Consider the following 19,406-nt stretch of genomic DNA (forward strand, 5'->3'; position numbering starts at 1 on the left):
TATCCAGCTGCTGGAGGTTGAGGATCGACATGACGTTCACCTCCTTTCCGTCGACAGGGGTACCTTTCCGGCCGTGGCCGGCCGGGCGCTCCCGCCGGAGGCGGGACACGGTTCATGCGGCAGTGCCGTGGCACATGTAGCTGATGGCGCTGGCGAGCAGTGCGGCGCCTTCCTCCTCGGTGAGCTCCAGCTGCTGGAGGTTGAGGATGGACATGTCGGTCACCTCCTTCCGGTGGCAGGGGTTTCGCTGGACCGGGACCGGTGCAGCAAGCTTCAGGCGGCGGTGGCCGGTGCCGGCCCGCCGAGCAGGGGCAGGAGATGGTCGGTGCGGCGGTGGGCGCCGTCCATCGCGAGGAGTACTCCGGCCGACCCGGTGGCGAGGTCCATCGACAGCCGGACCAGGTGTCTGCCGGGGAAGGCGAGGCCGTCGCCGTGGGGTACGGCGTGCCGCCACAGGTCGCGCCGGTGCCCCTGGAGCGCGGCGTCGTCGTCCGCGCCCCGGCCGGCGGCGGTCAGGAAGTACAGCAATCCGGCGCGGCCGTCGAGGAGACCGGGGAAGACGGTGAACTGGCCGCGTGCCGCCAGCCGGATCGAGGCGAGGGCGTCGGCGAGGCCTTCGCCGCTGCGGTGCTTGAGGAAGGCCGCCAGGGCGAGTCCGATCCCCGTGGACCCGGTGCCGAGGTAGATCACGGACCGCCAGCCGTCGTCGACCTGCAAGGAGCCGTCGACGTCCGCACACCGCGCGAGGTCGCGGCGCAGCGCCTTCTCGGCGAGGTCGAGGTATCCGGACTCGCCGGTGTGCTCGTGCAGGCGTACGAGGAACAGCGCGGCTCCGGCCGCTCCCGTGGTGAAGCCCGCGCCGTCGGTGGCACTGGCTCCGGGGCTCTTGCCGTCCGGCCGGCCGAGTGCGGTCCCGATGCGGTCCGCGACGCGGTCGGCGATGCGACGGGCGTGATGGAGGTGGCCGCTGTCCCCGTGACGGGCGTGGAAGCCGAGCGCGGTCAGACCCGTGCCGGGCAGTCCGGTCAGCAGACCGAGGCTCGTCGGCTCGCCGGTGCGGTCGAGGGCCCGGCCCAGGATCTCGGCGGCCTCCTCGTGCCGCCCCAGGAGATCGAGGACGGTGGCCACCCCGCACGAGCCGTTGAAGAGGCCGACGGGCGCGCGGTCGATGTCGCGCAGCGTGGCGGCGGTGAGCCAGTCGGCCCACGCGGGGTCGACGGCGTGGCCCGTGACGTGCAGGGCGTACAGGACGCCCGCCGCGCCGTGGGACAGGCTGGTTCCGCCGCCCTCCCGAGCCCCGTCCGGGTCGTTGGGGAAGAGCCGGTCCTCCCGGTGGGGGGTGGCGCAGGCGGTGAGCGCCGCGACGAGCCCCGCCCGGTTCTCCTCCCACCGCGCGCCGACCGCTCCGGGGCCGGGCGCCGCCGGTGAGGCGGTTCCGGCGATCGCCGCCATGGCGGCGGCGGCTTCGTGGGCGTATCCGGCCGGCAGCGGGAAGAGTTCGTGCGCCCATCGTGCGAGCTGGTCGGGCTTGGCCGGATCGGGGCCGGACAGCGCCGTCAGCGGGATGAACTGGCCCAGGCGCAGGGCGGCCAGGCCGTAGGCGTCCACGTCGGTGCCCGTGACGTGGGCGGGCGCCGCGAACCCGGGCGCGCCCAGGAGACCGGTGCGCTCCTCGCCGATGGGATGGGCGGCTTCCAGGTCGATGAAGGTGACGGTGTCGTCGGGCCGCACGATGACGTTGTTCGGGTGCAGATCGCCGAAGACGATCCCGGCCCGGTGGACGGCGTCGGCCGCCGCGGCGACCTTGTCGAGGACCGCGAGCGACCAGCGGGTGTACTCCGCGTACGTCCGCGGTGTCGCGCCGGGCCGCACGAGCGGCAGGCGCAGCACGCCGGCCTTCGCCAGCGAGTCGCCGTCGATGTACTCCTGGACGAGGAAGTCGTGTTCCCAGTGGGTCTCGTAGCCCAGTACGCGCGGTACGAGTCCGGTGTCGGCCAGCGCGGTGAGCATCCGGTGCTCGTGCCGCAGGCGGGCGACGGCGTCCAGTCCCCGTGCGTCCAGGCCGGCCAGCGGCCGTGCCTCCTTCAGCACGACCAGGTCGCCGCTGCCGGGGTCCTTGCCCAGGTAGACGCCGCCACCGTTGGAGAAGTGCAGCGGCCGCACGATCTCGTAGGGCAGGTCGACGCGGCTGATCACCGAGAACCGCTCGATGCGCTCGCGGATGAACCCGGGCATCGGGGCCCACTGCGGCGGGGTGAACGCCGCGGTACGCGGATCGGGCACGGGCGTTCCGTCCGGCCGGGCGATGGCCAGGACGGGAGCGTCGCCGCCGTCCCGGGCCCAGCGCGCGGCGAACGCCCCGTACCGAACGAAGACCGGACTGCTGTCGCTCCAGCGGAGGTCGGACAGGATGTAGGGGCCCCGCTGCCCGTCCAGCGCGGCAGTCAGACCGTCCAGCAGCGCTTTCAGCTCCTCCTCGTCCGCCGGGTAGACGGCGATGAACTTCCCCGAGGAACCCCGGTGGGCGTACTTGGAATTGAACGCCGAGAGCAGCCGGCCGCTGCGCAGGTACTTGAAGGCGACGCGGTGGGAGGTGCAGACGGCGGCGGCCTTGTGCAGGATCTCCTGGGCGGCCGGGACATCGGCCGATATGTGGATCTTCCAGCCCTGCAGGGGCAGCGGCCGTCCGAAGAACACCCGCACCCACACGTCCGCGTCGTCCTGCACCACACTGGCGCCGCCCACCTGCGGCGGCGTCCAGCGCTCGTCCTCGTCCGCGATGCGCTGCGGTACGTCGAAGAACACCGGGTCGGCCAGGCAGAACGCGTACATCTGTTCCAGGTTCATCGCTTCCTCCTCCCGGTGTCCCCTCCGTGGCCCGCCGGCGGTTTCCGGAGGCGGACGGTCGGTTCGTCGTTCATGGCCACCACTGTGCGGCGGGCCGGTCCTCAGGCGATGGACGGACGCCCATCCCCGGTGATCACAAGATCGGCCGCCTGCCCATCACGCGTGGACGGCCACCGCCGACATTCGTTGCGGGCGGCCGCGGGGCCGCGCATCGTCAAGGAACAAGGGAAGAGCCCCCCATGATCAACTCGAAGAGCGTCCGGATCGCGCTCGTCGCCCTCGCCGCCTCCGCGGCGGTGTTCACGGCCGCCCCGGCCCAGGCGGCGGCGCCCGCCCCGGCCACGGCCCGGACCCAGGCCGCGACGACGGTCCCGGTCGCGGACCTGGTGGACTCGCCGATCTCGCTGATGCGGTGCCGCGACGACGGCCAGGGCTGCCCCCCGGTCAAGGAGCCGGCGGACTGCACCAACCACAGTGCCCCGCAGGGCCTGACCAGCATGTCGCAGCACATCTGGGAGCGGATGGCCGAGCGCGACATCAGCGAGGACGAACTGCAGAACGCCGTGCGGATCGGTTCGCGGACCGCCGTGTGCCAGGACAATGGGCGCTGGAAGTACACCCTCGGCATGTCCCGCGGCTGGCTCGTGGTCATCGTCAGCTGGAACGGAGCGGGCGTCACCGCCTGGTGGAACTGATGACACGGGGGCCCGGCCCGGCCTGATCGTCCCGGGCCCCCATCCCGCCGTCGAGCAGGTCGCCGGACGGGCCCGACACCTCGGAGGAAGCCGGATGCGCGGAGCGACCCCAGCCGCGCCCGACGGCGCCGACAACCCCGTCTTCCGGCTGCTCGGGCCCGTTCGGGTCGGCCTGCCCGGCGGTCCGGCGGTCCGCCCCGGCCCGCCGCACCGGCAGGCGGTCCTGGCCGCCCTGCTGCTACGACGGCGCCGGCCGCTCACGGTGGCCGAACTCCTCGCCGCCGTCTGGGGGGACGACGCCCCGGCCAGCGCGGCCGGCAACCTGCGCACCCACCTGTGGGAGCTGCGCACCCTGCTCGAACCCGGCCGCGCCGCCCGGGAGCCGGCCCGGACACTCCTGCGCGACGAGCGCGGGTACACGCTGCGCACCTCGCCCGAGTCGGTCGACGCCGGGCTGTTCGAGCAGCGGACCGAGGCCGCCCGGCAGGCCCGGGCGCGCCACGACACCGCCGCCGAACACGCCCTGCTGACCGAGGCGCTGGGCCTGTGGTCCGGGGAGGCCCTGGCCGGCGTGCCCGGCCCGTTCGCCGAAGAGGAACGCACCCGGCTCGCCGCCCTGCGCACGACCGCCCTCAAGCGGCACATCGTCTGCGCGCTGCGCCTGGGCCTCCACCACACGGCGATCCCCGAGCTGACGGCGCTCACCGCCCGGTTCCCGCTCGACGAGGAACTGCGGGCGCTGCTCATGCGCGCCCTGCACGGCTGCGGACGGCAGGCCGAAGCGTTCACCGTCTACGCCGACACGCACCGGCTCCTGGACGAGGAACTCGGCGTCACCCCCTGCCCCGAGCTGACGGCCCTGCACGCCCGCCTGCTCGCGGACGACCCGCCCCCCTTCGCCCTTGACCCGCCGCGCGCCCCCGCCCGTCCCCACGGCCGGACGGCCCTCCCGGACGAGGCGGAACGGGCGCTCGTCCGCGCGGAGCGCCTGCTCGCCGAGGGGGAGGACCACGGCACCGTCCCCGTCCTGGCGATCACCGGACCCGGCGGGGCGGGCAAAGCGGCACTGGCCGCGCGGATCGCGGACGCTCTCGCCCACCGCTTCCCCGACGGCCGGCTCTTCGCCGACCTGCGGAGCCGGGTCCCGGTCCCGGCCGACCCCGCCCCGCTCCTGGCCCATTTCCTCCGCGCCCTCGGGATCCCGCAGGCGCGGATACCCGCCGACCCGGATGATCGGGCCGCGCTCTACCGTTCGGCCCTCGCGGGCCGCCGCGTCCTCGTCGTCCTCCACGGCGCCCGCGACGCGGCCGAGGTCGTACCGCTGCTGCCGGGCACCCCCGGCAGCGCCGTCCTGCTCACCAGCCGCTCCCGCGTCCTCGCACCCGCCCTGTCCGCCGCGACGCTGATCGGGCTCGCCCCCCGCCCGTACGCCGCGGACCCGTCCCGCGGGCAGGGCGCGGGCCCGCCGGACACCGACGCCGCGGCCGAGGAGGACCTGCCGCCCGCACTGGCCCGCGCGGCGCGCCGGCTCGCCCGTTCCGGAGCGGGAGCCGCAGCCGGCCCGTCGTCGGTCGACCACCTCGCGGCCGTGCTGGGCACCGGTCCCTCGGACGCGGCCCTCATCGCCGAGGCCCTGGTGGACGCGGGCGTACTGGACACCCCCGCCGCGGGTACCTACCGCCTGTAGGGGCGGGCCACCGGTCCGCGCCCCGATTCCGTGACGCGCCGCCGGAATTTCGTGACGGATGCCCATCGCCGCATGCCTCCTAAAGGTGCATGGCACACACATGATCCTCTGGGGGTGCAGTCACACCACCCGCCTGCCTGGCAAGGTCGTTTTGCGAGCCCAGCGGACCGGCCCCCCCCCCGCCACTGCCGGGCCGTGGAATCCGTACGCCCGCCAACGGAGATGACGCCGTGCGCACGATGACCGCACAGACCCCGGCCGGACCGGTCCGGACCACCCGCCCGCTCCCGGGCACCGCGGACAGACGGACACCCCGCCACACGGAGGGAGTCCGCCGTGGACCGTGCTGAACCCGAACCGTTCTTCTCCGTGCTCGGAGCGGTCCGCGTCCGCAGCGGCGAAGTACCGCTTCCGCTCGGCTCCCCGCAGCAGCGCGCACTGCTCGCGATGCTGCTCCTGCGCCGCAACGACGTGGTGGAACTCGACGAGATCGTCGACGGCCTCTGGGGAGAGGAGCCGCCCCGCACGGCGGTGGGCACGGTCAGGTCGCACGTCTACCGGCTCCGGCGCGCGCTCGGGACCCGCATCGCCACCCACGGCCAGGGGTACCTCCTGCACATCGCGCCGGGCGCGCTGGACCTCGACGTGTTCGACGAGTTGGTCGCCGGGGCACGTACGCGCACCTCCGCGGAGGAGACCGGCGAGGCAGCCGAACTGCTGGCCCGCGCACTCACGTTGTGGCACGGACCACCCCTCGCGGGACTTCCGGGTCCGTACGCCGCGATCCATCGCGAACGCCTGTCGGAGCTGCGGCTGTCGGTGCTGCTGGAACGCATCGAGCTCGATCTGAGGCTGGGCCGCCACGCCCGCCTCGTCCCCGAATTGACCGGCCTCTGCGCGGAACACCCCCTCCACGGGAGGCTGCGGGAACTGGCGGGGCTCGCCCTCGCCGGCAGCGGCCGCACCGCCCCGACGGCGCACGACGGGCAACCCGCCCGCGCCCACCGCCCCGGGCCGCCGTCCGTACCCGGCGCACCCCCCGCGCCCGACGAACCGCACGTCTCCCCGGATGACGCCGCGCACCCACCGCCGGCGCCGTCATCACTGCCCAGGCCGGCCCAGCTCCCCTGTCCGCCGGACCACCTCATCGGCCGCACGGAGGCGGTGGCGGGGCTCCTCGACGCGCTGACGACCCCTCGTCCCGGCTCACCCGCCATCGTCGCGGTCACCGGCACCGGAGGCGTCGGCAAGAGCGCGCTCACCGTCCACGTCGCCCAGCGGCTGCGCGACCACTACCCGGACGGGCAGCTGTACGCGAGTCTGCGCGGCACGTCCGGGAACCCCGCGGACCCCGGCACCGTCCTGGCCGGCTTCCTCCAGGCACTCGGCACACAGGAGCCGGACATCCCGCGGGCCGCGCACGAGCGGGCCGCGCTCTTCCGCACGATCGTCGCCGACCGGCGGATCCTGCTGGTCCTGGACGACGCCCGGGACACCGCCCAGGTCGACGCACTGCTCCCGGGAACGCCGGCCTGCGCGGTGCTCGTCACCGGGCGCTCCACGCTGGACGGACTGCCGACCGTACGCCGCGTACGCCTGGAGCCCTTGGCCGTGCCCGACGCACTGGCCGTCCTCGGCGCCGTCGCGGGGACGCAGCGGATCGCCGCGGAACCCGACCAGGCGGCGGCCCTGGCCGAGCGCTGCGGCGGACTGCCCCTGGCCCTGCGCCTCGCCGGCGCGCGGCTCGCGGCCAGGCCCTCGTGGACGCCGTCCGATGTCGTGCGTCTCCTCGACGGCAGCCACCCCGCCTTCCCCACGCTTCCCCCCTTCTCCGTGTTCCCCGCACCCGCCGGTTCGCAGGACGGCGTGAGCGCGTGCATCGGGCCCGGCTACGACCTGCTCGAAGACGAAGAGGCCAGGCTGCTGCGGCTGCTGGCCCTGCCCCGCCGCGGCGCCACGGACATCGCCGGGGCAGCCGCCATCGGCGGGCTCCCGCCGGCGCGCGCCGGCGAGTTCCTGGAGCGGCTGACCGGCCTCGGCCTGCTCGAATCGCCCTGCCCCGGCGTATACCGCCAGTACCCCCTGCTGCGGATGTTCGCGGCCGAGCGCTCCCGCGAGCAGGACCGGCCCGAAGAGCGGGCAGCGGCCCTGACCCGCTTCCTCGACCACCTGCTCGCCGAGGCCCGGACCGTCCACGCCGCCGAGCGCCCGGGCCACCACGTCCTGGGCCTGCTCCCCGCCGACACCTGCACCGGCCGCCCCGACAGCCGCCGCCGGCTGGTCGATCCCGACCACGACGGCGCACTCGCCGCCGCCGCGCAGATCCTCGACGCCGTGCCGTCCGCCGTCGCCGTGGCCGCCGATCTCGCGCTCGCCGTCGAACCGCTCCTGGAGGGCTCGTACCTGTGGGCCGACTCCCTCGAACCGCTCCGCCGGGTCCTGGGGACAGCCCAGGAACAGGGGCACCTGCGGGCGGTCGGCCGCGCCGGTCACGTACTCGGCAGCGCGCTGGCACACCTGGGACGGCCGGACGAGGCGGACCGGATCCTGGACACCGCCGAACACGCGGCGCGGGCGGTGGGCGACGACGCGGTGCACACGGCGATCCTGGACCGCCGGGCCCACGTGTGCCAGTACCGCGCGCACTGGCACCAGGCCGACGCCCTGCACCGGCAGGCCGTCCACGCCGCCGAGGCCTACGGGAGCGACTGGGCCTGCCGCAACGCCCGCGCGAACAGGGTCAGCACACTGCTGCGCCTCAGCCGGCGCGAGGAGGCCGCCGAAACCAGCCGGACCACCCTCGCCTCCGCCGTCGACGCGCGGGACCACGGCGCCGAGGCGTACGCCCTCTACAACCTGGGACTCACCGCCCGCCACCTGGGCCGCATAGACGAGGCGGTCGACCGGCACCGGCAGAGCGCCGAGCTGGGGGTGCGGATCGGCTCCCCCGCGATGGAGGCGATGAACCTGGTCTCGGAAACCGCCGCCCAACTGGCCGGGAACCGCCTGCCGGACGCCGTGGAGTGCGGCGAACGGGCGGTGGCAGCGACCCGGCTGCTCCGCTGGCACACGGCCGAAGTCCGGGCACTGCGGCTCCTGGGCAGGGCTCTGGCCGCCGCCGGTGACGGCCGGAGCGCCAGGACCCGCCTGGAACAGGCCGCCGAGGCGCTCGCGCTCTCCGGCACGTCCCCGCACCCGCCCGCCCCGCTCCTGTCACCTGACGTCCCGTCGCCGCGGGTCTGACTACAGGCCTGCCCGTGCGAGCAGCCACTCCATCCGTTCGACGGGCAGGTACGGCGAGGCGGCGGCGGCTTTCGCGACGCTCCCCGAGGGGTCGGCGAGGAGGCGCAGCAGGGAGGGGAGCGGGAGGTCGCGGTGCGGCGCGACGGCGAGGCGGACGCGGTCCTCGGGGTCGGCGGCCAGCTTCTCGGCGAGGTGCGGGGGCAGGTTCGCGTCGCGGGGCGCGAAGGAGCGGAGCCGGGGGTCGGGGTCGGTGGCGAAGCGGCGCAGGGTTTCGGAAGGGAACGTCAAGACCTCCCCCGTGTCCCACCAGAACGTGAACTTGTCCCGGCGCGGGCGGTAGCGGCGCTCGATCCTCTCCGCGGTCACGGGATCCACGAGGTGCGGGGCGGTGGACGCCATGGCCAGCCGGACGATCTCCTCGTCGTCGTCGAGCAGCCGGGCCACCGCGTCGGGGGGAAGGTCCTCGCTGCGGGCGGCGGAGGTCCTGAAGCTGACGTAGGGCGAGTCGACGTGCGGCAGCGGATCGTTCGTCACCCACGGCAAGTGCAGGGTCCGCAGGTCCGTGGGCGCGTTGAGGTCCCGGAACCACTGGAGGAAGGCTTCGTCGTCGTCGGGGGCCGGGCCCGTCGGATGGGCGGGGTCGTGGACCGAGGCGTGGATCCGGGCCCGAACGTCCGCAGGGGTGTCGGGCCGGGCGAAGACGTTCACCCTGACGCTCGGCGACGGATCCACGGCGAGGGCGTCGCGGACGGACGGCGGCAGCCGGGGATGCCGGGCGAGCTCACCGCGCACCTCGTTGTCCGGGTCCTCGGCGAGCCGCCGGAGCGTGCCGGCGTCGAGATCGGCGTGGACCACCGCGCCCGCCCGGGTCACGGGGTCCGCCAACAGCGCCGGCACGAGGTCCGCGGGTGGTACCGGATGCGGCCAGAACGGGAAGTAGGTCGAACAGGCCGCGGCGCGCACCTCGGCCTCGGGGTCGGTCAGCAGGATCCGGCGGACCGCTTGCGGGGCCTTCGTCCAGTGGCCGGCCAGCGCGGCGCGTATCCCCGGGTCGGGATCGGCGGCAAGGCGGGCCCGAAGGTCGGCAGGGGTGCCCTGGCTCTTGGCCAGGGACCCGCGGACGCGCGGATCGGGATCGTCGACGAGCCGCTCCAGCATCGCCCTCGGTGCGGTCGCGGCATGGACGACGAGCGCGGACCGCACCGAGCCGTCCCGGTGTGCGGCCAGCCGGACGCGGAACCGGTCCGGCAGCCGGTCGTTGCGGGCGAGGCTGTGCAGCAGCCAGTGATCGTCGGTGTCGATGATCTCGGCGAACATGTCCTCGGTGAGGTCCGGTCGCGTCGCCACCGCCCCGTGCCCCCGCCGCCACGCGAACAGCCGCCGGACCATGGGAGCCGGCAGGGCGGCGTTCACCGCCAGGCCGTCCATCACTTCTTCCAGGTGGACCGGGAGCGGGGTGTGGGCATCCATGCGGCCACCCTGCCAAGAGCGCTGCGCATGCAACAGTGCCGGGCCGCGGCCGGCACCGTCGAGATGCGCTCGACGGCCCGGACGCGGCGGCGCGGGCGGACCTGCCTCGGCATCGGGAATATCCGGGTGGCACTCCCGGTTCCGGGGTATAGTTGAATCGTAAACAACCTTGGGAAGGGGAGCCATGCAGTTCGGGATCTTCACCGTCGGTGACGTCACGGCCGATCCGACGACCGGACGCACGCCGAGCGAGCACGAGCGGATCAAGGCGATGCTCGCCATCGCGCAGAAGGCCGAGGAGGTCGGCCTCGACGTCTTCGCCACCGGCGAGCACCACAACCCGCCGTTCGTCCCCTCCTCGCCGACCACGCTGCTCGGCCACATCGCCGCGCGTACCGAGAACCTGATCCTGTCCACCTCGACGACGCTGATCACCACCAACGACCCGGTGAAGATCGCCGAGGACTTCGCGATGCTCCAGCACGTCGCCGACGGCCGCGTCGACGTCATGATGGGCCGCGGCAACACCGGACCGGTCTACCCCTGGTTCGGCAAGGACATCCGCGACGGCATCGACCTCGCCATCGAGAACTACGCGCTGCTGCGCCGCCTGTGGGACGAGGACGTCGTCACCTGGAAGGGCAAGTTCCGCACGCCCCTCCAGTCGTTCACCTCGACCCCGCGCCCCCTCGACGGCGTCGCCCCCTTCGTCTGGCACGGCTCGATCCGCTCCCCTGAGATCGCCGAGCAGGCCGCGTACTACGGCGACGGCTTCTTCCACAACAACATCTTCTGGCCCGCCTCCCACACCAAGCAGATGGTGAACCTGTACCGGCAGCGCTACGCCCACTACGGCCACGGCACCCCCGAGCAGGCCATCGTCGGCCTCGGCGGCCAGGTCTTCATGCGCAAGAACTCCCAGGACGCGGTCCGCGAGTTCCGCCCGTACTTCGACAACGCACCGGTCTACGGCCACGGTCCCTCCCTGGAGGAGTTCACCTCCCAGACCCCGCTGACCGTCGGCTCGCCGCAGCAGGTCATCGAGCGCACGCTGTCCTTCCGCGAGTACGCCGGCGACTACCAGCGCCAGCTGTTCCTGATGGACCACGCCGGCCTGCCCCTGAAGACCGTCCTGGAGCAGCTCGACCTGCTCGGCGAGGAAGTCGTACCGGTGCTCCGCAAGGAGTTCGCGAACCTCCGCCCGGCGGGCGTGCCGGACGCCCCGACGCACGCCGCCCGGGTGACGGCGGCCCGCGACGCCGCCGGACCGCAGGACACCGAGACCGAGACCGAGACCGAGACCGAGACCGAGGCCGAGGGGACGCGGGCATGAAACTCCTCGTCGTATCCGCGGGCCTGAGCTCGCCCTCCTCGACCCGCCTGCTCGCCGACCGGCTCACGGCCGCGACCCTCGCCCACGTCGACGCCGAACCCGAAGTGATCGAACTGCGGGAACTCGCGACGGAGATCGCCCGGCACTTCGTCACCGGATTCCCGCCCGCCCGCCTCGCCGCCGCACTCGACGCGGTGGCCGCCGCGGACGGCCTGATCGTCGTGACCCCGGTCTTCGCGGGCTCCTACAGCGGCCTGTTCAAATCGTTCTTCGACGTCATCGACAAGGACGCCCTCACCGGCAAACCCGTCCTCCTCGGCGCGACCGGCGGCACGGCCCGCCACTCCCTGGTCACCGAACACGCCCTGCGCCCCCTCTTCACCTACCTGCGCGCCCTCGCCCTCCCGACGGCCGTCTACGCCGCGTCCGAGGACTGGGGCGAAGACGGCCTGGCCAGGCGCATCACCCGCGCGGGCACGGAACTGGCCCGCTTCATGGCCCCCACCACGGCCGACACCCCCCTGGACGTCGACACCGCCGCCGCGATCGCCCCGCGTTCCGCCACGGGCGCGATCACGTCGGTGGACCCGGCGGACGGATTCGAAGTGGTCCCCTTCGAACAACGCCTGGCCGCACTGCGAGCCCGGTAGCGGACGGCGGCGCCGGTCACGGGGGGAAGGGTCGGGAGGAGGGGGCGCGAGGAAGGGTACGTTTCACTGTGAGCCGGGCATCGCGCACCGGTCTACGCTCGGGTCGTGGGACAGCCTGAGCAGCGCGCCGAAGGCGCAGGACCGTTCACCACCCGGCTCACGTGGCACCGCCCCGAAGGGACGACGGTGGTGTGGGACTCGCGGCTCGCGCGCAGGCGCGGAGCGCTGTCGGTCCGCGCTCCGGGCGGCGCCACCGTCACCACGGCCCCGACCGCCGATGCCGAGGCCGTCGGCCGCCTTCGAAGGCTCAACGCCGTCGCCTCGGGTGCCTTCGTCATCGGCGGAGCGCTCTTCGCGCTCGGCGCCGCCATCGCCCAGTTCGGCTCGGGTGACGCGGTCGTCAGCGCCTCGGTCTACTTCGCCGGGGGCCTGTTCTTCAACACCGGTGGCTACACCTCGCTCTTGCAGGTCCTGAACGCGCCCCGCCACGGCGAAGGAGGCGGTCCACTGGTCACGGCCGGCTGGAGGTGGTGGGGGTACGAGCCGATGCGCCTGGACTGGCTGAGCACGTTCGTCCTGTTCGTCGGGACGCTCGTCTTCGGCGTCAACCTGCTGGACTCCTTCCTGCAGGGGCTCACCGTCCAGCAGACCAACCGGCTGATCTGGACCCCCGACGTGATCGGATGCGTCCTGTTCCTCGTCTCGGGGCATCTCGCGTTCGCCGAGATCTGTCATCGGTTCCGGCCCTGCCTCCGCTCCCGCAGTCTCGGCTGGTGGGTCGTCGCCGTGAATCAGCTCGGGTCCGTCCTCTTCATGATCTCGGCGCTGGCCGCCTTCACCCGGCCCGCCACCGGCAGCCTGGTCAACACCGACATCGCCAACTGGGGGACGCTGTCCGGCGCGCTCTGCTTCTCGTTCGGCGGGATCCTCCAGGCCTTCGAACGCCCCTGACGGGCCCCGTTGCCGGCCGCGCCCTCCGGGGGTCCGGCACTACTGTGCGGACATCCCCTGGGGGCCGGAGGCGCCGCCCGGTCGGTTTCCTCTGGTGATGACGAATTCCGGGGAGAAGTTGCCGCTGTCGCCGAAAAGGACGATCCGGTACCGGCCGGGCGGAACGTCCGGGACGGTGACCTCGGCGCGGCCGACCCTGATGTCGAACCCTTCGGCAAGGGCGGGGTCCAGGGTGAGGCCGGCGTGGCGCAGCATGATCCTGCCCGACCGGTTCGAGATCCGTGCCGGGGGATGAGAGGCATCCCACCTGACGCTGTACTTTCGGCCGGTGTACCAGACGGTCCCTCGACGCGGGTACGTCACGGGAGGGACGTACACGTCGCGCGCGGCCCCCGCACCGGCACGAGCGGCCGGCGCGGGAGCGGCCGGCGCGGAAGCGGGGCGGGCCGCTTGCGCCGAAGGCGCGATCAGCAGGCCCGGCACCAATCCGGCCAGCAGCGCCACCCTCACCAGGGACGGCTTGTTCCACGGTCTCATGGGGCCACCCTTGCCCTGCCCCGCCTGCGCGAACCCCGGCCCTCCACAGCTTCCTCCGAACGGCTCAGCCGCACCCGTCTCGCGCGGCGCGGCGCGTCGTGCACGGGAACGGGAACGGGGGGCGCGGGGACGGCCGGCGTCACAGCCATGTGGTTGCCGGCCAGATCGCCGCGGTCGCCGTGAGGACCAGGGGGATGTTGATGCCGAACCGGCGGTCGGTCTTCAGATGGACCACGATCGCGCCGATCTGGAGAACCGCGAGCCCGACGGCGGCGGCCGGCGCCAGCGCCGGCGCGATGCCGGTCAGCGGTGGCAGGACCAGGCCGCTCGCGCCGAGGACTTCGACCGTGCCGATGCCGCGGACGGCGGGCATGGGCGTGCGGTCCACCCATGCCATCATCGGCCGCAGTTGCTCCTGGGTTTGGAGCAGCTTCAACGCGCCCGCGTAGAAATAGAAGAGGGCGAGCGGACCCGCCAGGAGCCAATAGGCGATGTACATGCTTCCTGCTGTCGTGTGGGGAGCCGGCGGCGGACGTGAGGCGGCGTCACCGTCGGGGCGGTGACCCTGCGGCCGGTGCGGGGAAGTCCGTGGCGGGCTCCGTGGCGTAGCGGCGCATCGTCTCGATGGTGGTCTGAGGGGTCGGTGCCCGGCCTTCGGCCGTCGCGTCCTGCAGATCGCGGAAGTACTGCACGTACAGGTCGGGCGTGAAGATGGTGAGCAGGACGGCCGGGTGGTCGGTCACGTTGGCGAAGGTGTGCGGGGCCCCGGGCGGGACCATCACGAACGTCCCGCCGGTCGCGTCGTGGACCTGGTCGCCCATGGTGAAGCGCACGGTGCCGGACAGGACGTAGAAGCCCTCGTCGTGCCGGGCGTGGCGGTGCTGCGGCGGTCCGGGCGTGTGCGGGGCCAGGACGGACTCGGCCACGCCCAGCCGGTGCCCGGTGTTGCCGCCGTCTTCGAGGATGCGCCCCCGCGTGGTGCCCAGAGTGATCCTCTCGCCCTCGCCAGGCCGGACCACGGATACGGCGGGATCGGAGGTCGTTCTGCTTGTCATCGGTTCGTCAGCCATGCCCCGATTCCACGGCCCGCACGTGGCGGCTGTCCAAGACCTGTTCGGTCAGCCCGATACCGCATCGGTATCGTTGCAGCATGGAGCTACGCACACTGCGCTACTTCGTCACCGTCGCGGAGGAACTCCACTTCGGTCGCGCCGCCTCCCGGCTGCACATGACCCAGCCGCCCCTGAGCCGGGCGATCAGGCAGCTGGAGACCGAGTTCGGCGCCCCGCTGCTTCTGCGTTCCCCGGCCGGCGTCACCCTCACCCCCGTGGGTGCGGTGCTGCTCGAAGAGGCGCGCGCCCTGCTCGACCGGGCCGACCGGCTCCGCGTGCGGCTGGCCGTCGCCACCGGCACGGCGACCCTGACCGTCGGCATCCTGGGCGACACCACCGACCCGGGCGCGATGCGGCTGGCCGCCGCGTACCGCCGGCGCCACCCGGAGGTGGAGGTCCGCGTCAGGGAGACCGACCTGACCGATCCGACCTGCGGCCTGCGCGCCGGACTGGTCGACGTCGCCCTGACCCGCGCCCCCTTCGACGACACCGGCCTGACGGTCCACGAGCTGCGCACCGACCCCGTCGGGGCGCTGCTGCGCGCGGACGACCCCCTGGCCGGACGCGACCGCGTGCGGCTCGCCGACCTGGCCGGGCGGCGCTGGTTCCGGTTCCCCGACGGTACCGACCCGCTGTGGCAGTCGTACTGGAGCGGCGGCGAGTCACGCGAGGGACCGGTGGTGCGCGGGGTACAGGAGTGCGTGCAGGCCGTGCTGTGGAACGGCACGGTCGGGATGACCCCCCTCGGGCACGAACTGTCCCCGGAGCTGGCCGTGGTACCGCTGACCGACATGGCGCCGAGCCGCGTGGTGGTGGCGTGGAACACGAGCGACGCGAACCCGATGATCCGGTCGTTCGTCCGGATCGCGACGGCCGCCTACCACGACGGGACCCACCTGCCGCACGCCCCCTGACCGGCCCGGAACTCAGGGAGGCCGCTGACGCGAACCGCTCCGGGAGCGCGGGCCGGCGCACGGACGGGGGCCGGCACACGACGGAGTGCCCGCCGCCCGCACCGGCGCCCGGGGGGAAGGGGCGCCGGTGCGGTCACCAGCCGCGGCGGTCGTCCGTCTGCGAAGACGCCGCCGTCATGACGGCGTGTATCCCCGATTCCCGCCTCCAAACGGCCGGGCGCGGCCCCTGCCGGTCGACGGGGCAGGACGGCAGGACCTTCCCGAGCCCGAAGGGGATCGTGTTGACACCGCGGCAACGCAAGGACGTGGTGATGTCCCGTCAGATGACTTGTCACATAAGGGAGTTGCATGTGCCGCATGAAGGCGCGCGCCCCGGTGCGCAACCCCTCACGACGCGCACGCCCTCACCCACAAGGGCGGGGGAAGCCCCCGAAAACACGGATCGGACCGCATTCGCCCGATAGGTGCTTCTTCTCCTCCCCAGGGAGTAGAAGTCCTTGTCACGCGAGGTGCGGGCATGGGTCCCTATGTCCTGCCGCACGCCGGAGCCGCGTTTCTCCCCGCGATTCGCCCCGCGGTCCGCCACGGCGTGAAAGGACGCGTGCATGGGTGTCATCCAGGACCGGGCCATGGCCCGGCTCGCCGACCCGCTCTTACTCGGCGCGCTGCTCGAACCCCGGGCGCGGTTCCTGGTCGAGCGGACCCACGAGCTGGAGTACGAGCGGATCGACTCGGTGGCGGCGCTGCGGGTCCGCGCGGTCGCGGCCCAGTGGCCGCTCTTCCCGGTGGACTCCCGCCGGGGGAACTGGATGCAGGTGCTGCCGGGCCCCACCCGGACCGACTTCTGCTGGGAGGGCGAGACGACGGCCGAGCCCGTGTGGGTCGACGTTCTCGCCGAGCTGGAGATCGACGTCGTCGCCGAGACCGACCCCGGCGGTCTGGACTCCCTCGTGGTCAAGGCCATCGACGAGTACGCCACCCTGGACGAGTTCCGCGCCCAGTTCCGCTTCCTCGACCTGGACGCGTTCATGCACAGCCACGGCCTGGCCACCGTGGAGGACCTGCGCGAGTCCGGCGAGTACCTCCGTACCGAGGTGCGGCTGCGTCCGCCTCCCGTCTTCGACCCGGCGAGTCCCGTCAACCGGCGGACCGTCGCCGTGGACGCCGCCGTCGTCGTCGGGGCCCTCGACGACGTCGCGGGGGCGGTACGGGCGGCCCGCCTGGTGGCCGCCGCGGCACGCGGGCGTCCGCCGGCGCCCGGGCCGTTCGGGGTGCGCGTCGCGCCGTACGCACTCGTGGCCGCGTTCACCGCCCCCGCCCCCGCCCCCGCCCCCGCCCCCGCCTCCGCTCCCTCTCCCGTGCCGGCCCCGGCCCCCGCCCCCGTACCGCAGCCGCAGCAGCCCGCCGAACCCGGGCTCACCCGGGCCCAGATCGGGAGTCTGCTGGAGGGCGCGGGCATCGCGGCGGTGTTCCTGACCTGACGCGACCGCCGGCCCCCGAGCGGCGGGCCCCGGCTCAGGCAGCCCCGAAGACCGTCCCGTTCCGGAAGGAAGCAGGTCCCATGCCCGACACCCCCGTCCGCTACGTCCGCATCAAGACCGAGGGCGTCCCCTTCGCCCCCGCCGTCCGCGCCTACGGGAACATCGCCGTCATCGGCGTCGCGACCCCGCCGGCCACCAACCCGCCCCCGGACTTCCTCCCGCCGAACACCCCCCGCCTGTTCACCGACGTCAACGAGGCCCGCAGGATCGCCGCCGGCCCCCTCGGCGACGCCATCGCGACGGCCCTCGTGCAGGAGCCGGGCCCCGGCGAGGTCTGGGGCGTACGGCTCGCCCAGTCCAACGCCCACGACGACGCGTTCAACAAAGTGGGCCCGCTCAACGTGCAGCTGGTCGTCGTCGCCGACACCGACCTGGCCCTCAGCACCCCGACCGGCGGCCAGCCGACGCCCACCGCGGCCATCGTGAAGCTGGCCGAGCACGTGTCCGCCCCCGCGGCCGACGGCATGGAGCGCATCGGCGTCGCGATGCTGGCCAAAGGCGCCGCCGACCCCGCCGTGGTCACCGGCAGCCTCGTCACGGAGCGGATGGTCTACGTGGCGCACAAGAGCGACGAGGACGTCGCCGCGGCCGTCGCCGGCACCATCGCGGGGCACGAACCGCACGTCTCCCTCCTCCTGAAGAAGGTCAAGGTGAGTTCCGACCCGTTCTCCGCCCAGGACCTCATCAAGCTGAACGGCTCCGAGGGCGCGAACACCGGCGGCCCCCTGGGCAAGGGCGTCAACTGGCTGGTCGACCCGCCGCTCATCCCCGGTGCGGGCATCCACCTCGGCGAGGGCTACACCGGCGACCCCGGCGGCAAGAAGTACATCGACATCGTCCGCACCATCGACGACGTCACCTTCCGCCTCAAAGCCCGGCTCATCGGCAGCATCGGCAACCTGCGGATCAGCCGCTCGGGCCTGCGCGGACTCGTCGCCGAGATGGAGACCGTCCTCGAACCCCTGCGCAGGACCGAGGTCATCGAGGAGTACGAGATCGTCGTGCCCATCCTCGCCCTGCTCGACAAGCCGCAGCGCACCCCGGTCGAAGAGGCACTCGTCCGGGCCGCGCAGACCGACCGGGCCGCCGAGGCCATGGTGCGGGTCGACTACGCGGGAGCGGTCCACCGCATCAACATCACGCTCAAGTTCGACTGACCCGACTTCCGACCAAGGAGCCGTCCCCATGTCCGACTGGAACACCCGGCTGGAAGTGAAACTCGCCGGCCGGACGATCTCGCCGATCACCACCTTCTCCCCGTCGTTCAACGTGCCGCACACGGTGATCCACAGTCTGGAGGCGGACGGCGTCGGCTACGTGCGCCAGCCCTTCACCTTCACCTTCACCCTCACCATCCCCGCCATCGCCTCCGCGGTCGCCGACCTCACCGAACTCGCGGTCAACGGCGGTGAGTTCGCCATCGCGGTCGCCGAGAAGAAGGGCACCGACTGGGCGTTCTCCTCGCTCAAGTTCAGCCGCTGCGTGGTGAGCGCCGCCCAGCCCAGCAACATCACCGTGGACGGCGTCCCCCAGGCCACGTTCACCTGCATGGCCCTCAACGTCGGCGTGGAGGACTGACCATTGACCGTCACACCCGACGACGAGCACGCCGGCCCGGGCGCCCCGGGCGCCCCGGACCTCGGCGGCCACCGGATGGACCGCCCCGGCGACCGGGTGGACCGCACCGGCATCGCCCTCGTCCACGAGGGCGAGTACATCGTGCCCGCCCCCGGGAGCGAGGCCGTGGTGTCCCGCCGGAGCGACGCCGGCCAGGTCGTCCACTACCACTTCCCCGTGGAGGTGGAGGTGGTCGGCGGCCTCCAGGACCACGACGTCCGGCGGATCGCCGCGCACGTCTTCGAGGAACTCGACCGTGAACTCGGCAGCCGGGGATAGCCCGTGGCGGACAAGGTGCTCGTCGGCACGATCCCCCTGCTGTACGTGCAGAGCATCACCATGACCGAGGGGTACCGGGTCGAGCGGATCCTGGGCAGCAGGTTCTCCCAGGCCACCCAGCCGTCGACCAAGACCCTGACCATCGAGGCGGTGCTGCTCGGCCCGGACCGGTTCGCGACGAAGAAGGCCCTGGAGGTGCTCGCGCTCACCTCGCGGGCGCTGCTCGCCGCCGCCGGCCCGGCCCTGGCCGCCACCGGCATCCCCGTCGTGTGCGGGCTCACGCTCAGCCTCGACATGCAGATCACCGACCTGCGCTTCGTGCAGAGCGTGCAGAAACGGGATGCCTTCGACCTGTCCATGACGCTCCAGCACGTTCCCCGCTCCAGCCTGAGCACGCTGGTCGGCGAAGCCGCCGACCTGGCGCCGGCGCTCGCCGCCGGCAGCGCCGCCGTCCCCTCCGTACCCGCCCCCGCAGCCGTACCCCGCTCACCCGGCCCGCCGCTCCTCTGAGCCGGACCACCCCGCCCCGA

18 protein-coding genes are annotated in these 19,406 nt (G+C 73.5%); 12 read left to right on the top strand and 6 right to left on the bottom strand.

The features are described from left to right. Positions 1-112 precede the first annotated feature (112 nt). Together ACFYXV_RS20085 and lanKC are read right to left on the bottom strand one after the other, a co-directional pair. The gene (locus tag ACFYXV_RS20085) at positions 113-214 is read right to left on the bottom strand and encodes a class III lanthipeptide (RefSeq protein ID WP_383347503.1); all 102 of its coding nucleotides are present in this window, start codon (positions 212-214) and stop codon (positions 113-115) included. 59 nt (positions 215-273) lie between these two features. Continuing rightward, positions 274-2,847 (bottom strand): class III lanthionine synthetase LanKC, encoded by a 2,574-nt coding sequence (gene lanKC, locus ACFYXV_RS20090; protein WP_389383645.1) that lies wholly within the window; start codon positions 2,845-2,847, stop codon positions 274-276. 239 nt (positions 2,848-3,086) lie between these two features. Here lanKC and ACFYXV_RS20095 point away from each other — a divergent pair, with 239 nt between their 5' ends. The 3 genes from ACFYXV_RS20095 to ACFYXV_RS20105 all read left to right on the top strand — a co-directional run bounded on the left by ACFYXV_RS20095 (position 3,087) and on the right by ACFYXV_RS20105 (position 8,472). Then, a complete protein-coding gene (locus tag ACFYXV_RS20095) occupies positions 3,087-3,542 on the top strand; it encodes a hypothetical protein (RefSeq protein ID WP_385466372.1) in 456 nt (151 codons plus the stop codon). A 94-nt stretch (positions 3,543-3,636) separates the two neighbouring features. Next, positions 3,637-5,229: a BTAD domain-containing putative transcriptional regulator gene (locus tag ACFYXV_RS20100; RefSeq protein ID WP_389383646.1), complete on the top strand. Its 1,593-nt coding sequence runs from the start codon at positions 3,637-3,639 to the stop codon at positions 5,227-5,229. Positions 5,230-5,565: 336 nt separating this feature from the next. Beyond that, positions 5,566-8,472: a BTAD domain-containing putative transcriptional regulator gene (locus ACFYXV_RS20105; protein ID WP_389383647.1), complete on the top strand. Its 2,907-nt coding sequence runs from the start codon at positions 5,566-5,568 to the stop codon at positions 8,470-8,472. Here the strand turns inward: ACFYXV_RS20105 and ACFYXV_RS20110 are convergent, their stop codons facing one another. Further along, complete coding sequence (locus ACFYXV_RS20110) at positions 8,473-9,942, bottom strand: hypothetical protein (protein WP_389383648.1); 1,470 nt, start codon at positions 9,940-9,942, stop codon at positions 8,473-8,475. A gap of 184 nt (positions 9,943-10,126) precedes the next feature. On the opposite strand from ACFYXV_RS20110, the gene ACFYXV_RS20115 reads away from it, so the two are divergent. The 3 genes from ACFYXV_RS20115 to ACFYXV_RS20125 all read left to right on the top strand — a co-directional run bounded on the left by ACFYXV_RS20115 (position 10,127) and on the right by ACFYXV_RS20125 (position 12,876). After that, on the top strand, positions 10,127-11,275 hold the full coding sequence (locus tag ACFYXV_RS20115) for an LLM class flavin-dependent oxidoreductase (RefSeq protein WP_389383649.1): 1,149 nt from the start codon (positions 10,127-10,129) through the stop codon (positions 11,273-11,275). Beyond that, positions 11,272-11,925 (top strand): CE1759 family FMN reductase, encoded by a 654-nt coding sequence (locus ACFYXV_RS20120; RefSeq protein WP_389383650.1) that lies wholly within the window; start codon positions 11,272-11,274, stop codon positions 11,923-11,925. Before ACFYXV_RS20115 ends, ACFYXV_RS20120 begins: the two co-directional genes overlap by 4 nt. A 105-nt stretch (positions 11,926-12,030) precedes the next feature. Continuing rightward, complete coding sequence (locus ACFYXV_RS20125) at positions 12,031-12,876, top strand: hypothetical protein (protein WP_385466354.1); 846 nt, start codon at positions 12,031-12,033, stop codon at positions 12,874-12,876. Positions 12,877-12,915: 39 nt separating this feature from the next. On the opposite strand, the gene ACFYXV_RS20130 is transcribed toward ACFYXV_RS20125, so the two are convergent. The 3 genes from ACFYXV_RS20130 to ACFYXV_RS20140 all read right to left on the bottom strand — a co-directional run bounded on the left by ACFYXV_RS20130 (position 12,916) and on the right by ACFYXV_RS20140 (position 14,483). Next, positions 12,916-13,380: a hypothetical protein gene (locus ACFYXV_RS20130; protein WP_389383651.1), complete on the bottom strand. Its 465-nt coding sequence runs from the start codon at positions 13,378-13,380 to the stop codon at positions 12,916-12,918. A gap of 172 nt (positions 13,381-13,552) precedes the next feature. Beyond that, on the bottom strand, positions 13,553-13,912 hold the full coding sequence (locus tag ACFYXV_RS20135; RefSeq protein WP_385466348.1) for a DoxX family protein: 360 nt from the start codon (positions 13,910-13,912) through the stop codon (positions 13,553-13,555). Between the two features lie 46 nt (positions 13,913-13,958). Then, positions 13,959-14,483, bottom strand: coding sequence for a cupin domain-containing protein (locus tag ACFYXV_RS20140; protein ID WP_389383652.1), 525 nt, complete (start codon positions 14,481-14,483; stop codon positions 13,959-13,961). A gap of 80 nt (positions 14,484-14,563) precedes the next feature. Here ACFYXV_RS20140 and ACFYXV_RS20145 point away from each other — a divergent pair, with 80 nt between their 5' ends. The 6 genes from ACFYXV_RS20145 (at position 14,564) to ACFYXV_RS20170 (ending at position 19,386) form a co-directional block, all read left to right on the top strand. After that, on the top strand, positions 14,564-15,439 hold the full coding sequence (locus tag ACFYXV_RS20145; protein ID WP_389383653.1) for a LysR substrate-binding domain-containing protein: 876 nt from the start codon (positions 14,564-14,566) through the stop codon (positions 15,437-15,439). A gap of 605 nt (positions 15,440-16,044) precedes the next feature. Next, positions 16,045-16,920, top strand: coding sequence for a hypothetical protein (locus ACFYXV_RS20150; protein WP_389383654.1), 876 nt, complete (start codon positions 16,045-16,047; stop codon positions 16,918-16,920). Between the two features lie 80 nt (positions 16,921-17,000). Then, a complete protein-coding gene (locus ACFYXV_RS20155; RefSeq protein ID WP_385466235.1) occupies positions 17,001-18,137 on the top strand; it encodes a hypothetical protein in 1,137 nt (378 codons plus the stop codon). Positions 18,138-18,165: 28 nt separating this feature from the next. Next, positions 18,166-18,558 carry a hypothetical protein gene (locus ACFYXV_RS20160; RefSeq protein ID WP_351660624.1) on the top strand — a complete coding sequence of 131 codons (393 nt, stop codon included), beginning with the start codon at positions 18,166-18,168 and terminating at the stop codon, positions 18,556-18,558. Positions 18,559-18,561: 3 nt separating this feature from the next. Further along, entirely contained in the window at positions 18,562-18,876 is a 315-nt protein-coding gene (locus ACFYXV_RS20165; protein WP_385466232.1) for a hypothetical protein, read from the top strand. 3 nt (positions 18,877-18,879) lie between these two features. Then, positions 18,880-19,386, top strand: coding sequence for a hypothetical protein (locus tag ACFYXV_RS20170; RefSeq protein ID WP_389383655.1), 507 nt, complete (start codon positions 18,880-18,882; stop codon positions 19,384-19,386). Positions 19,387-19,406: the final 20 nt, after the last annotated feature.

Origin of the sequence: Streptomyces sp. NPDC002181 (assembly GCF_042890485.1) — a bacterium.
In the GTDB taxonomy this organism is placed as follows: Bacteria; Actinomycetota; Actinomycetes; order Streptomycetales; family Streptomycetaceae; genus Streptomyces.